The organism is uncultured Georgenia sp. (genome assembly GCF_937958535.1).
Lineage (GTDB): Bacteria > Actinomycetota > Actinomycetes > Actinomycetales > Actinomycetaceae > Oceanitalea.
Map to the genome: position 1 here is coordinate 1 of NZ_CALGNQ010000250.1, position 14,137 is coordinate 14,137.

The following is a 14,137-nucleotide window of genomic DNA, read 5'->3' on the forward strand; positions in this document are numbered from 1 at the left end:
CTGCACACCTGGGCGATCTTCGCGCTGCCCGCCCTGGGCTTCGCCTACTTCATGTACCGGCGCAACCTGCCGCCGCGGGTGTCCTCGATCTTCCAGCCGCTGCTCGGGGAGCGGATCCACGGCCCGGTCGGTGCGGCGATCGACGTCGTCGCGGTCGTCGGCACCATCTTCGGCGTAGGGGTGTCGGTGGGGCTGGGCACGCTGCAGATCAACAGCGGCCTGGACTCGCTGTGGGGCGTCGGGCAGAACCGTGTCGTCCAGATCGCCATCATCGTCGCGGTGTCGGCCATCGCCGTGGTGTCGGTGAGCGTCGGGCTGGAGAAGGGCATCAAACGGCTGTCCAACCTCAACATCGTCATGGCGGTCGGGCTGCTGTGCTTCGTCGTCGCCACCGGCCCCACGCTCTTCGTCGTCAAGGGGACGATCGAGTCGGTCGGCCTGTACGCCGCGGCACTGCCCCAGCTCTCCTTCTGGAACGACACGATCAACGACTCCGGCTGGCAGAACCAGTGGACCGTCTTCTACTGGGCGTGGACGATCTCGTGGTCCCCGTTCACCGGCATCTTCATCGCCAAGATCTCCAAGGGCCGCACCATCCGCCAGTTCGTCGCCGGTGTGCTGGCCGCCCCGGTGGCGTTCAGCATCCTGTGGTTCGGGGTCTTCGGCTGGGCGTCGTTCGCCGTCGAGCGGGACAACCCGGGTGAGCTCGTCGGCCCCGTGGTCGAGCAGCAGGACGTCGCCCAGGCGCTCTTCGTCTTCCTCGAGAACTTCCCGCTGACGACGGTCATGCAGGTGCTCGCGGTGGCCCTCGTCGTCATCTTCTTCACCACCTCGGTGGACTCCGCCGGACTGGTCATGGACATGATCAGCAACGGCTACGACGAGCCGGAGACCTCGCCGCGGCGGCAGCGGGTCTTCTGGACGGTGGCGATAGGGGCGGTCGCGGCGACGATGCTCGCCGCCACCGGCGAGGGCGGGCTCACCGCGCTGCAGCAGGTCATCATCGTCGTCGGCCTGCCGTTCTTCGTCATCGGCTACGTCATGATCTACACCATCCTCGCGGCGCTGAAGGAGGACGCAGGTGAGGGACCCCCGGTCCGGGCGCTGCGCTGGCGGCGGGTGCTGCCGCCGGAGGAGGCGGCACGCCGCACCGAGGACGACGCCTACGACAACGACGAGTTCACCGTCGTCCCCGAGCTCGAGCCGGACCAGGAGCCCCTGCCTGTCGACCCGGTGCTCGTGGAGGAGGAGGACGGCGCCGGGGTCATCGAGGACGAGACGCCGGACGGCGCCGGCACGGCGACGGTGACCAGGACCTCCAGCGGGACGGCGCCCGCCCCGGATGAGCACCCATCGACGACCGGCGTCCACCCATCGCGGACGAACCCGCGCGGCTGACCGGCGCCACCCGCCGCGGACGGGCCCCGCACGGGGATGACCGGCGCCACACCGGCCGGCCCGAGCGGGCCCCCGGGAACCTGGTAAAGTACCTCGCTGAGCCTCCGCCAGGTCGTGCGGGGGCCGGCTTGTGGCCGACCACGGGTATCCCCACGCCCCAGTCCCGGCCACTCGCACAGCCCTCACCGACCCATCACTCCGGCGAGTTGTAGGAGAAGTCCACACGTGGCGAACATCAAGTCCCAGAAGAAGCGCATCCTGACCAACGAGAAGGCCCGGCTGCGCAACAAGGCCGTGAAGACCGAGCTGAAGACCTACGTGCGCCGCGTGCGCGAGGCGATCGCTGCGGGCGACAAGGAGGCCGCGACCACCGCGCTGCAGGCCGCCGGCCGCAAGCTCGACAAGGCCGTGAGCAAGGGCGTCATCCACGCCAACCAGGCCGCCCAGCGCAAGTCGAAGCTGGCCAAGCAGGTCGCCGGCCTCTGATCCGGCCCTCCCGACGGCGCCGCCCCCTCCTCGGGGTGCGGCGCCGTCGTCGTTCCCGGCCCCGCTCGACCGAGGAGGACCGATGACCGCCGCGGCGTCCCGTCGGCGCGTGCTGCCGGCTTGGCTCGCCGCCCTCCTCGCCGCCTGCACGGGGGCGACCGTCCCGCTGCAGTCCCGGGTCAACGGCGAGCTCGGGGACCGCCTCGCCGACCCCGTCAGCGCCGCCCTGGTGAGCTTCGGGGGCGGCCTGGCGGTCCTCGTCGTCGTCGCCACGGTGCTGCCGTCGGTGCGGCGGGGGCTGGGTCGCCTGCCCGGGGCGGTCCGCCGGCGGGAGCTGCCCCCGGGGTACCTGCTCGCGGGCACCGTGGGTGCCATCCTCGTCCTCACCCAGTCCGCTGTGGTCGCGCTCGTCGGCGTGGCCGTCTTCACCGTCGCCGTCGTGGCCGGCCAGACCATCAGCGGGCTCCTCACCGACGCCGTCGGCTTCGCCCAGGACGTGCGGCGCCGCCCCACCCGGGCCCGGCTCGTGGGTGCCGGGCTGGTCCTCGTCGCGGTCGCGCTGTCCGCCTCGGCCTCCCTCACCGACCGCCCCTGGGTGGAGGTCGTGGTCCCCGCCGTGCTGCCGCTGGTCGCCGGGCTGCTCACCGGCTTCCAGCACGCGGCCAACGCCCGCGTCGGCGCGGTCGCCGGCACCCCGCTCACCGCGGTCGTGACCAACTTCGTCGCCGGGACGCTGGCCCTGCTCATCGCCGCCGCGGTCCGGGGGCGCGGGGTGCCCGACGCCCTCCCGCCGGAGTGGTGGCTCTACACCGGCGGGCTGTACGGGATGGTCTTCATCGCCGGCTCCGCGGCGCTCGTCCCGCATGCGGGCGTCCTCGTCGTCGGGCTCGGCACCATCGCCGGCCAGCTCCTCGCCTCCCTGGCGCTCGACGTCCTCGCCCCGGTCGCCGGCTCTGTGGTGAGCCTGCCGACGGTGGCCGGGACGGTCCTCGCGCTGGTCGCGATCCTCGTCGCCTCGCACCGCACCGGCCGGCTGCGTCGGGGCCGGTAGCCCTGCCCCGGGGCCCGGCCGAGGAGGTCCGGTCGGCCGGCGGTGGGCGCCGGCGGGCAGCCACTGTGCCGAGGCCCGCCGGACGGGGTCGGTCGGCCGGGCGCACCGACCTGCACCGGCGACGCGGGCAGGCCCCCGTGCCGGCCGCACGATGAGCCGGCCGCGGCCTCCTCGCCCGGTTCCGGACGGAGGTCCCACGGCCGACCGCCCGGCCGCCGATAACGTGATCGACAGGTGTTCACCTCAGGGACACCCCGTCCGGACGGCGGGCGTGAACGCCCGCGTGCGGCACGACGACGACTGTGCGGACCAGACCCCCGTCGCCCCACCGCCCACCGCGGGCTGCCGCGGCTCCCCGACGCCGCCCTCGGCACCCGCCGCTGCCCACGCCCGGACACGACCGACGTCCACCAGAGCGAGGGACTCCGACGATGGCGCGACAGCCGACCCGTGCCGCCAGCAGGCTGGCGGCCTACCGATCGACCGACCCGGACCTTCATCCGCCGCTGCGGATGCAGGTCCTGCTGGGTTTCCAGCACGTGCTGGCGATGTTCGCCAGCAACGTCACCATCCCGATCATCCTCGCCGGCCTCATCGGCGCCGACGCCGCCGAGACGACGTCGCTCATCCAGGTCGCCATCCTCGTCGCGGGCCTGACGACCGTCGTCCAGGGTGTCGGGCTCGGACCCGTCGGCGCCCGCCTGCCCATCGTCAACGGCAGCGGCTTCGTCTTCGCGGCGGTCGCCTTCCCCGTGGCCGTGGAGTACGGGCTGCCCGCCGTCTTCGGCGGGGCGCTGGTCGCCGGTGTGGTGCAGCTCCTCGCGGGCCTCGTCATCCCCCGCCTCATGTTCCTCTTCCCCACGGTGGTCCTGGGCATCGTCCTGACCAGCGTGGGGCTCGGCCTCATCCCCACGGGCATCGAGATGGCCGCCGGCGGTGCCGGGAGCGCGGACTTCGGCAGCCCCCGGAACCTCGCGCTCGCGGCCCTGGTCCTCACCCTGGCGATCGCGCTGAGCCACTACGGCCGCGGCCTCCTCAGCGCCGCCGCCATCCTCCTCGCCCTCGCCGTCGGGTACGTCGTCGCCATCCCGCTCGGGATGGTCGACTGGCAACCGGTGGCCGACGCCGCCAGGGTGTCCGTGGCGGTCCCGCTGCAGTTCGGCGTGGCGTTCGAGCCCGCCGCGATGGTCGCCATGGGCGTCGCCGGGCTGGTCAACGTGCTCGACTCGATGGGCTCCATGGTCGCCGTCACCAAGGGGACGGCCGACCGCGAGCCGACGGCACGCGAGTACACCGGCATGGTCACGGGCTCGGGCGTCGGTGCCCTCCTCGCCGGCCTCTTCGGCACCGTGCCGAGGCACCTCCTACAGCCAGAACGCCGGGCTGGTCCCGCTCACCGGGATCCTGAGCCGGCACGTCGCCACCGCCACCGGCGCGATCCTCGTCCTGCTCAGCCTCTTCCCCAAGGGCGCTGCGGCGATCACCGCGATGCCGTCCGCGGTCCTCGGCGGCGCGGCCATCCTGCTCTTCGGCAACGTCCTCGCCATCGGGATCAAGCTCCTCGGGGAGACCGGTCTGGACCAGCGCCTGCTCATCGTCGTCGCCGTCTCCCTCACCGTCGGCCAGGGCCTGGGACTCGTCCCCGAGGCCATCGCCGTCCTGCCCGACCAGCTCGTCACGCTCCTGGGCACCGGTGTCGTCCCCGCCGTCGTCGTCGGGATCGTCCTCAACCTCGTGCTGCGCGAGCGCACCGAGGACCGGCCGGAGCAGCGCGAGCCGGCGCGACCGACCCCCTGACCAACCCCCTCGAAGGAATCGGAGGACAACCAGTGACCCAGCAGACCTGCGACCTGCTCCTGACCGGCGGGACCGTGGTGACCGCGGACGACGAGTGGCGGGTCCTCGACCCCGGGGCCGTCGCGGTGACCGGGTCGGTCATCACCGCCGTCGGCACCCCGGAGGAGCTCGCCGACCACACGGCGCGCCGGACCGTGGACTGCACCGGACGGGTGGTCATCCCCGGCCTGGTCGACTGCCACAACCACCTCTTCCAGCTGCTCGGCCGCGGCCTGGGCGAGGGCATGGCCCTGTGGCCGTGGCTGAGCACGTTCATGTGGCCCTACGCCGGCGGCATCACCCGCGAGGAGGCCGTCGCCGGGGTGACCGTCGGCGCCCTGGAGGCGGCGCGCAGCGGCACCACGTGCGTCGTGGACAACCACTACGCGCCGTCGGACGTGCAGACCGTGCTGGCCGTGGCCGCGGCCGTGGACGAGGTGGGCCTGCGCGGTGTCATCGCCCGCGGCATGACCGGGGAGAAGACCCAGGTGGCGATCGACGGCCGGCTCTCCGACGCGCTGTTCCGCTACAGCGACGAGGAGGAGGTGGCGATGACCCAGGAGTGCATCGCCGCCCGCCGCGGCACCCGCGTCGAGGTGTGGCCCGCCCCGCTCAACGTCATCTACAACACCCAGGACCTCGTGCGGCGGGCGGTCGAGCTCGCCCGTGCGGAGGGGACCAGGTGGCACACCCACTGCTCCGAGGCCGAGGCGGACCCGCAGATCTACCTCGACGCCTACGGGGTGCGGCCGATCCAGTGGCTGCACCAGGAGGGCCTGCTCGGCCCGGAGGCCACCATCGCCCATGCCATCTGGCTCGACGACGCCGAGGTCGCGGCGGTGGGCGAGACCCGCACCGGGCTCAGCTACAACCCGCAGTCCAACCAGTACCTCGCGTCCGGAGCGATGCGCCTGCGGGACACCCGCGCGGCGGGCGCCACGGTGGGGATGGGCGCCGACGGCTCGGCGGGGCACTGCTCCGACATGTTCCAGGTGATGAAGCAGGCGGTCTACGTGCAGCGGCTCGCCACCCTGGACCCGGAGGCCGCGACGGCACGTGAGGTCTTCGCGCTCGCCACCCGGGGCGGGGCACAGTACGCCGGCCTCGACGCGGGCCAGGTGGCCGTGGGGCGGCTGGCGGACCTCGCGGTGGTGGACGTCAGCCAGCCGCGGCACGCCCCGCTCCACGACGTGGTCTCCACGCTCGTCTACTCCTGCACCGGCAGCGACGTCACCATGACGATCGTCGACGGCGAGGTGGTGTACGAGGACGGGCGCGCCACCCGGGTCGACGCCGCCGAGGCCGTGGCGGAGGCCGAGGCCCGCGGCGGGGAGCTCGCCCGCCGGGTGGGGCTCGCCTCACGACTGGCGGAGCGGTGACCTGCCCGGTGCAGTGGCGGGCCGTGCGGTGAGCCGACCGGCGCTGCGGCCGGCCCTTACCGGCCGCAGTCGCTGTGCCCACCCGCCCAGGTGCTGCCGAGCGGCGGTGCACCGGCCTCAGCGCTCGCCTCGGGCGCGCGCGGGGGCGCCGGCCCCAGCGCCTGCCCGGCGTACGCGGAGCACCGGTTGCCGCGCCCGCCCCGCCCATCGCCGCGCCCACCCCGGGGCGACGCGGACCGGTGGACGGACCGTCCTGTCCCCGGGCCGTGGCAGGCTTGGCCACGTGCCCCCGAAGTCTCGTCGCTCCGCCCCCTCCGGACTCAGCTGGGAGGAGGCGCCGCTCGCCCCCGTCGTCCTCGTCCGCGGAGGTGAGGGCCTGCTCAGCGACCGTGCCGTCGCCCGCGTCGTCGCCCTGGCCAAGGAGGCGGACCCCGGCACGGAGGTGACCCGGCTGGAGGCCGCCGGCTACGACGCCGGCCGACTCGGCATGCTCGCGAGCCCGTCCCTGTTCGGCGAGGCCCGGTGCATCGTCGTCACCGGCGTCGAGAGCTGTACCGACGCCTTCATCGAGGACGCCCTGGCCTACCTCGCCGCCCCTGCCGACGACGTCTGGCTCGTGCTCCAGCACGGCGGCGGCGTCCGCGGGAAGAAGCTGTTGGACGCCGTGACCAGGGCGGGCCACCCCGTCGTGTCGTGCGAACCGCTCAAGGACCACGACAAGGCCGCCTTCGTGTCCGCGGAGTTCCGGCGCGCGCGGCGGCAGGTCGACCAGGAGGCGGTCCAGGCGCTCGTCCAGGCCGTCGGCTCCGACCTGCGTGAGCTCGCCGCGGCCTGCGCGCAGCTGGTCGCCGACACCACCGGCCGCATCACCGCCGATGTGGTGGAGCGGTACCACGGCGGGCGGGTCGAGGCGACCGGCTTCAAGGTCGCCGACGCCGCGATCGCCGGCAACGCGACCGAGGCGGTCACCCTGCTGCGCCACGCCGTGGAGAGCGGCGCCCACCCGGTGGTGCTCGTCGCGGCCCTCGCCGTCAAGCTCCGCACCATGGCCAAGGTGGAGGCGATGGCGGGTCGCGGCGGGGCGGGCAGCCTGGGCCTGGCGCCGTGGCAGGTGGACCGCGCGCGCCGCGAGCTGTCCGGCTGGAGCCCCGAGGGTCTGGCCCGCGCGATCACGGCGGTCGCCGCCGCCGACGCCGAGGTCAAGGGCGAGAGCCGCGACCCTGTGTTCGCCGTCGAGCGCGCCGTCCTGCGCATCGTCGCGAGCCGGGGCCGGCGGTGAGCGGCCCGGTGAGCCGGCCGGAGCCCACGCCGGCCGACCCGGCTGCCGACCCCTCGGGCGCCGGGCCCGTCCACCGGTACCGGGTCGTCCCGGCCGCCTACGTCCTGCTCCTACGTCCCGACGACGACGGCGTGGACCACGTGCTGCTCCAGCTGCGCGCCCACACCGGGTTCATGGACGGTCACTGGGCCTGCGGCGCGGCGGGGCACGTCGAGGCCGGGGAGAGCGTCCTGCAGGCAGCGCTGCGCGAGGCGCGTGAGGAGCTCGGTATCCGGATCGCCGCGGACGACCTGCTCCCGCTCACCGCCATGCACCGCACCCAGCGCAGCGGGCTGGCGGTCGACGAACGGGTCGACTTCTTCCTCGCCTGCCGCCGGTGGACCGGCGAGCCCAGCCTGCGCGAGGCCAAGGCCACCGACCTGCGCTGGGTCCGCCTCGACCGGCTCGACTCCCTCACCGAGCCGGTGGTTCCCCACGAGCGGCAGGTGCTCGCGGCGCTGGCCGCGGGCGCGGTGCCGGCCGTCATGACGTTCGGGTTCCCCGCGCCGTAGCGGCACCGGCCGCCTCCGCCGCCCGACCGTGCGAGGCCCGGCTCGGCAGCGGGAGGCGAGCCTGCCGCGCGCCCGCTGAGCACGGCACAGCGGACCCGACGCGCGCCCGATGAGCACTCCAGGACGCACCCGACGCGCGATCGGCGAGTACGGCAGGCGACCCCGACGTCGTCGGCAACACGGCGAGCCCGTCGACGGGGCGCCTGGTCAGCACCGCGCAGCGAGCCCGTCGACACGGCGCACGACGACGACCACGCCGCACTCGTCGGTGCGCAGCACGAGCGCGCCGCGGCGGCCGTACAGCTCGAGGGTCGCCGGGGCCGGGTGCCCGAAGTCGTTGTCCCGGCCGACACTCACCAGTGCGAGCGGAGCCGCGACCGCCTCGGCCAGGGCGGGCAGCTGGGCGGGTGAGCCGTGGTGCGGCACGAGGACGACGTCGTCCTGCACACTCGGCGCGCCGCCGGTGAGCTCGCCCAGCAGGCCGCGCTGACCTGCCGGCTCGAGGTCACCCAGCGCCAGCACGCTCATGCCGCCCGTCTCGAGCCGGACGACGAGGGAGAGGTCGTTGGCCGCGGCGTCGTCCCCGGGGGTCGCCAGCTCCATCGCCCGAGCCGTGGGCCACAGCACCCGCCAGCGCACGTCCTGCCCGGCCTCCCCCGCGGCCCCGGCCACCGGCCGCTCCAGGGCGGCGCCCTCCCGGGCGAGCGCCGCCTCCACCCGCACCTCGGCCGGGGCGGGAGCGTCGTGCGGGGTGAGCAGCACCCGGTGGACGACGGCCGCGTCGAGCACCTCCTCCAGGCCCCCGACGTGGTCGGCGTGGAGATGGGTGAGCACGAGGAGGTCGATGTGGCGCACCCCGGCCTGCCGCAGGCAGTCCGCGGCCGCCTCCCCCGGCGGGCCGACGTCGACCATGACGGCGGCGCGGGGACCCGAGCGCAGGAGCAGCCCGCTGCCCTGCCCGACGTCACACTGCACGAGGAGCCAGTCGCCCGGAACACCGGCGACCAGGCTGCCCACGGCCCGGCGCGGCCCGGGCACCACCGCGAGCAGGACGACCAGACCGGTCACCGCCACGCCGACGACCTTCGCCCGCGGGCCCCGTCCGGCCAGGACGAGGGCGAGCACGGTGACCCCGGCGAGCAGGCCGGCGCCGGCGAGGCCCGCGGGCCACGGCACCCGGGAGCCGGGCAGGTCTGCGCAGCCGAGCGCGACCCAGGCGATCCACCCGGTGCACCAGCCGGCCGCCGTCGCCAGCGGCTCCGCCAGTGCGGGCAGCCACGGCGCCAGGACGGTGGCCAGGACACCGAGCACGGTCGCCGGCGGCACCGCCGGGGCGGCCAGGACGTTGGCCGGGACCGCGTAGGTGGCGACCGCCGGGTCGAGCAGGACGATGACCGGGGCGCAGCACACCTGGGCCGCTGCGGGGACGGCGAGGACGTGGGCCAGGGTGCGGGGCAGCCGACGGGCCAGCGTGGATGCCCACGGGCCGGAGAGCACGACAAGGCCGGTGGTGGCGAGCACCGACAGCACGAAGCCGTAGGAACGGGCCAGCCACGGGTCGAGGAGGAGCAGCACCCCGACCCCGCTGCACAGCGCCGGCAGTGCGCGGGAGGGTCGGCCGAGGAGCAGCGCGCCGAGCGCGATCGCGCCCATCGTCGCCGAGCGCAGCACACTGGCCTCCGGCCGCACCAGGACGACGAAGCAGACGAGCACGAGGCCACCGACCACCGCGCGGGCCCAGCGCGGCGCCCAGCTCAGGGTGGCGAGCACCGCGCCGAGGACGATCGCGACGTGGGCCCCGGAGACCGCGGTGATGTGTGTCAGCGAGACGGTCCGCAGCGCTGCGTCGAGGTCGGCGGGCATGCGCGAGTCGTCACCGACCGCGATGCCCGGGACCAGCCCGCGCGCCTGGGCCGGTGCGTCCGCGACCGCGGCGACCAGGCCCGCACGCATCCGGTTCGCCACCCGGTGGTGGGCAGGCGGCGGTGCCCGGGTCTCGGGCGGCCCGTGCGTCACGAGGAGCGCGACGACGTCCTCGCCCGGCTCCACGGCCACGAGGCGCCCGGACAGCGCCACGCGGGCGCCCAGCTGGACGTCCTGCCAGGTCGGCGGTGCGAGGACGAGCAGCGGGGCCCGAACCCGCGCGGCCAGCCCGCGGCCCTCGACGACGTCCGCCCGCAGCGGCACCATCACCCGGTCTCCCCCGCCCCGTTCCGGCGGGGTGGCCGAGAGCCGGGGGTCGCCGGTCACCTGCCCGCTCACGGTGGCCACCGCCCCGGTGGCGACGAGGTCACCGAGCAGCCCGGCGGCGCGCTGGTGCACCTGCGCCGCGGCCGAGAGCAGGACCAGTGCCGCCACGACGAGCGCCAGCGCCACCGTGGCCTGCGGGGTGGGCCCGGTGAGGTCCCGGTGGCGTCCCCGCCGGCTCGGGCGGGTGCCGGGCCTGCGCCACAGCGACCACGCCGCCCACAGGGCGAGGGCGAGCAGCACGCCGGCACCGCCCGCCGCGAGCGCCGGCGGGAGCAGCACCCCGCCGAAGGCGGCGACCCAGGCACCGAGCGCGGCGGGCACGAGCCGCAGGTCGAGCGTCATACCCGCACCCGGTCCCGCAGCCGCTCGAGCGTTGCGGGCCCGATGCCCGAGACCTCGAGCAGCTCGTCGACCGAGTGGAACGGGCCGTGCGCCTCGCGCCAGTCGAGGATGCGTTGGGCGATGGCGGGACCGACGCCCGGGAGGGTGTCGAGGGTGGCGAGGTCGGCGGTGTTGAGGTCGACGACGCCCGGCGGGTCCCCGGAGCCCGCCGGCGTCCCGGCCGGCGTGGGTGGGCCCGGTGGGGCAGCACCGGGGAGCGCCTCCCCCGCCCGCGGGACGTAGACCTGCTCCCCGTCCACGACGAGGCGGGCGAGGTTGACCGCGGAGAGCTCGGCGTCGCCCAGGGCCCCGCCGGCCGCGTCCACCGCGGCGGCGACGCGGGACCCGGCCGGCAGCTCGACCACGCCGGGGCGTTCCACCGCCCCGGCGACGTGGACGACGACGCCCGCGTGCTGCGCGGCTGGTGGTTCCGGTGCGGCGTGCGTCGCGGCCGGGTCGGACAGCCCGTCCCCGGGCTGCGGGGACGCCGTGCCGCTCCCGTCCCCACCCTCCTCGGGTGCGCCGCTCCCCTGCCCGCCCGCCGCGGTCCGGGGTGCGCCGGCCGGATCGTCGCGGGAGCCGTCGTCCCCGCGCGGGGCGCCGTGGGCCGCCTGCAGCTGCGGCACCGGGACGGCGTCGGAGGGGCCGGAGGCGATCGCCCGGGCCACCACGGCCCCCGTGACCGCGGTGAGGACGGCGAGCACCGCGACCACCGCCCGGCCGGACACCGCCCATCGGCGCGCCGCCTGCGCGCGGTGGTCCCGTCTGCTGTGCGCAGGGTCCGGCGGCCCACCGGAGACGATGCGGTCGAACTCCCGCGCGGCGTCCTCGTCCCGCTCCGGGTTCGCCTCGAGGTCGAGGTGTCCGGCCGTGGCGGTGTAGGCCCGGCGGGTCAGGGCCCGGAGCCGAGCCGCGGAGTCCGGCCTGCCCCGGCGGGTCGCACGCATGGGCGGGACGCTACGGCGAGGTCCTCGTCCGTCGGCCGCCGCCCTGCACGCCCCGGGGACGTCACGGCGCCGCGGTGACGCTGGGGAGCACCCACCCGGGTCGGCGCGAGCGGACCGCGCACCCGCCGGCGGACGGTGCGGGGAGCCGCGTCCCGTCCTCGCCTTACCGGCCGGTCGGTGACCGGCTCGCTACGTCGCCTCGACGCCGGCCCGGACGATGACCACGACGGGGGCCTGGTTGGCCACCCCGTGGCTCACCGACCCCAGCAGCATGCTGGTGAGCCCACCGCGTCCGCGGCTGCCGACGACCACGACGCCGGCCTCCTCGGCGGCGCGGACCAGCGCCCGGACGGGACGCTCCCGCATGAGCCGCAGCTCCGCCTCGACGTCCGGGAAGCGTTGCCGCCACTCGGCGAGCCGCTCGGCGGTGAGCCGCGCCGCCTCCCCCGCCGCCTTCTCGTAGTACTCGGTGATGCCGGTGTCCGGGAAGTCGGGGAAGGCAGCGTCGTGCTGGGCACCCTGGACGACGACCACGCGGGTGCCGCGCCGCCGGGCCTCCTCGAAGGCGTACTCCACCGCCTCGGGGGCCCCCTCCTCCGGGTCCATCCCCACCACGACGGGGGCCGCGGCGCCCGCGCTCGGCCTGGCGTTGACGACGGCGACGGCGCTCCGCGCGTGGGCGGCGACCTTGTGCGACACCGAGCCGAGCAGGAGCTCCTCGGCCCCGCCCAGGCCGCGTCGTCCGACGACGACGAGGCCGGCCCGGGTGGAGGCCGACACCAGCGCGATCGCCGGGTCCTCGACACGCGCCTCGGTGGTCACGGACAGGTCGGGGTGGGCGGCACGGACGCGCTCCGCGGCGGCCCGGACGAGCTCGGCCCCGCGGCTCTCCGCGTCCGCCGGCGGGGCGAACTCCCAGGCCCGGGCCCGGGAGATCCACGGGAAGGCGTAGAGGATGTGCAGGCCGACGCCGCGCCGTTCCGCCTCCTCGGCCGCCCAGTCCACGGCGACCTCGGCGTTGGCGGAGCCGTCGGTGCCGACCACGACACTGCCGGCGGGGAAGTCATCGGTCATGGGCACTCCTGAGCCATCCACACCCGCACGGGTGGCCGGACCGGCTCGGCCGGCGAGCCCATCATGGCACGCGCGCGGCCGCTCGCCCCGGCGGTTCGGAGGTCGGGTGCGCCGCTACCTGTCGAGGGTCGCCCTGCTCGGGCACCTGCCGGGTCAGACCTGGACGGGACGGGCCTCCGGGCCGTCGACGAGCCCGCGAGCACGCAGGGCGGGGATGATGCCGCGTACGAGCCGGGACACGTCGGCCGGGATGGAACCGGGCAGGACGACGAAGCCGTCCGCGGCGCCCGCCTCCAGCCACTTCTCCATGGTCGCCACGACGTCACCGACGGTGCCGACCGCCTCGAGCGCACCGGCCCAGTCGGCGTCGCCACCGGCCATGTCGGTGAGCAGGTCGGCGCGGGCCCGGGCGGACTCGTAGTCCGCGGCGATGACGGTTCGCAGGTCGACGAGCACCTTCACCGGCCGGCGTCCCGCGGCGCGGGCGGCGGAACGCACGGCGTACCGCAGCTCACGCGCCCAGGCCAGGTCGGACTCGCGCAGCCGCACGACGTCGGCGAGCTCGGCGGCCGCCGGCAGCTCGGACTCCTCCTCGAAGGGCAGCACGACTGCCGGGCGCTGGCTGGACCGCTCCGCCGTCGTGCGGATGAGCTCCTCGAGCAGGTCACCGAGCTCGGGCAGCGCGGTGACGTCACCGCCACGGTCGCGGGACACCTGGAGGCCCGGCCACGAGCCGCTCTTGCGGTTGAACTGGGCGAGCTCGGCGGCGACGGCGGCGTCCGCGCGGCCGAGCTGGACGCTGGGGACGAGCCCGGTGCCGCCGGCGCTGGGGCTGATCCGGCGGGCGGCGACGACGGGGTCGAGCCAGGCGTTCGCACGCGGGGCGGCGTCGGCGCGGAGGCGGAAGCTCTCGCCGAGGGTGACGAAGGAGACCCCACCCTTGTGAGCGGCCCGGGCGTAGGCGGCGAGGCGGACGAGGTTCGCCTGCTCGGCGGGCAGCCCGGCGACGACGTCACGGTCACGGGCCGGTGCGCCCAGGCCGGAGAGGTCCAGCGCGATCGTCGCGGTGGTCGAGGTGGTCTCGGTGGTACGGGTGGGCAGGAATGCAGTGGGCATGGCAGGACACCGTTCGAGTCAGCGGCGCCGGGAGGCGCGCGGAAGGAAGGGGGACCTGGTCCGCCGGGTCCGGCGCCCGGTGTGTCACTCACCGGCGTCCGGGGGCTGGCCCAGGGGTGATGCGGCGGCGCGCGTCGCGCCGAGGCATCGCTGGTATGTCTCAGGCGGACATACAGGGGCGAGCCCACATGCACATGCACATGCAACGGCCACTGCGGCTGACGATCTGCCGGGGGTTGCTGTGGTGCGTGGTCATCGCCATCTCTTCCTTCGTGCTCAGCACCGCATCGGTGCACTGCGTTGCCCCGCAGTCCGCGGGACCAGGTCTTCACCCGGGGCACCCACCGCACGTGGCGGGTTGCCGACCAGCAAGCCGGGGCTTAGCGCAC

The 14,137-nt window shown here is 75.7% G+C and carries 11 protein-coding genes, 1 pseudogene and 1 riboswitch; of the genes and pseudogenes, 8 read left to right on the plus strand and 4 right to left on the minus strand.

All coding sequences use genetic code 11. The features are described from left to right. The 8 genes and pseudogenes from Q0195_RS13475 to Q0195_RS13505 form a co-directional block, all read left to right on the plus strand. On the plus strand, positions 1-1,398 hold a 1,398-nt coding region (locus Q0195_RS13475; RefSeq protein WP_299279387.1), incomplete at its 5' end, for a BCCT family transporter. A 225-nt stretch (positions 1,399-1,623) separates the two neighbouring features. Continuing rightward, complete coding sequence (gene rpsT, locus Q0195_RS13480) at positions 1,624-1,884, plus strand: 30S ribosomal protein S20 (protein ID WP_299279389.1); 261 nt, start codon at positions 1,624-1,626, stop codon at positions 1,882-1,884. Positions 1,885-1,966: 82 nt separating this feature from the next. Beyond that, complete coding sequence (locus Q0195_RS13485) at positions 1,967-2,935, plus strand: DMT family transporter (protein ID WP_299279391.1); 969 nt, start codon at positions 1,967-1,969, stop codon at positions 2,933-2,935. A gap of 548 nt (positions 2,936-3,483) precedes the next feature. Beyond that, a pseudogene (locus Q0195_RS15810) lies at positions 3,484-4,230 on the plus strand (solute carrier family 23 protein); the annotation flags it as partial. A 25-nt stretch (positions 4,231-4,255) separates the two neighbouring features. Next, positions 4,256-4,732, plus strand: a complete 477-nt coding sequence (locus Q0195_RS13490; RefSeq protein WP_299279393.1) for a solute carrier family 23 protein — start codon at positions 4,256-4,258, stop codon at positions 4,730-4,732. A 32-nt stretch (positions 4,733-4,764) separates the two neighbouring features. After that, the gene (locus tag Q0195_RS13495; protein ID WP_299279395.1) at positions 4,765-6,150 is read left to right on the plus strand and encodes an amidohydrolase; all 1,386 of its coding nucleotides are present in this window, start codon (positions 4,765-4,767) and stop codon (positions 6,148-6,150) included. A 283-nt stretch (positions 6,151-6,433) separates the two neighbouring features. Next, positions 6,434-7,429 carry a DNA polymerase III subunit delta gene (gene holA / locus Q0195_RS13500; protein ID WP_299279397.1) on the plus strand — a complete coding sequence of 332 codons (996 nt, stop codon included), beginning with the start codon at positions 6,434-6,436 and terminating at the stop codon, positions 7,427-7,429. An 8-nt stretch (positions 7,430-7,437) separates the two neighbouring features. After that, positions 7,438-7,980, plus strand: coding sequence for an NUDIX domain-containing protein (locus tag Q0195_RS13505; RefSeq protein WP_299279399.1), 543 nt, complete (start codon positions 7,438-7,440; stop codon positions 7,978-7,980). 207 nt (positions 7,981-8,187) lie between these two features. Here the strand turns inward: Q0195_RS13505 and Q0195_RS13510 are convergent, their stop codons facing one another. From Q0195_RS13510 to Q0195_RS13525, 4 genes are all read right to left on the minus strand, one after another. Beyond that, the gene (locus Q0195_RS13510; RefSeq protein WP_299279401.1) at positions 8,188-10,572 is read right to left on the minus strand and encodes a ComEC/Rec2 family competence protein; all 2,385 of its coding nucleotides are present in this window, start codon (positions 10,570-10,572) and stop codon (positions 8,188-8,190) included. Further along, complete coding sequence (locus tag Q0195_RS13515) at positions 10,569-11,558, minus strand: helix-hairpin-helix domain-containing protein (protein ID WP_299279403.1); 990 nt, start codon at positions 11,556-11,558, stop codon at positions 10,569-10,571. The genes Q0195_RS13510 and Q0195_RS13515 overlap by 4 nt, the downstream gene beginning before the upstream one ends. A gap of 189 nt (positions 11,559-11,747) precedes the next feature. Beyond that, positions 11,748-12,632: a universal stress protein gene (locus Q0195_RS13520; RefSeq protein WP_299279405.1), complete on the minus strand. Its 885-nt coding sequence runs from the start codon at positions 12,630-12,632 to the stop codon at positions 11,748-11,750. A gap of 153 nt (positions 12,633-12,785) precedes the next feature. Then, positions 12,786-13,748 (minus strand): hypothetical protein, encoded by a 963-nt coding sequence (locus Q0195_RS13525; protein WP_299279407.1) that lies wholly within the window; start codon positions 13,746-13,748, stop codon positions 12,786-12,788. A gap of 292 nt (positions 13,749-14,040) precedes the next feature. Then, positions 14,041-14,137: riboswitch (SAM riboswitch) on the minus strand. This riboswitch is flagged as partial in the annotation.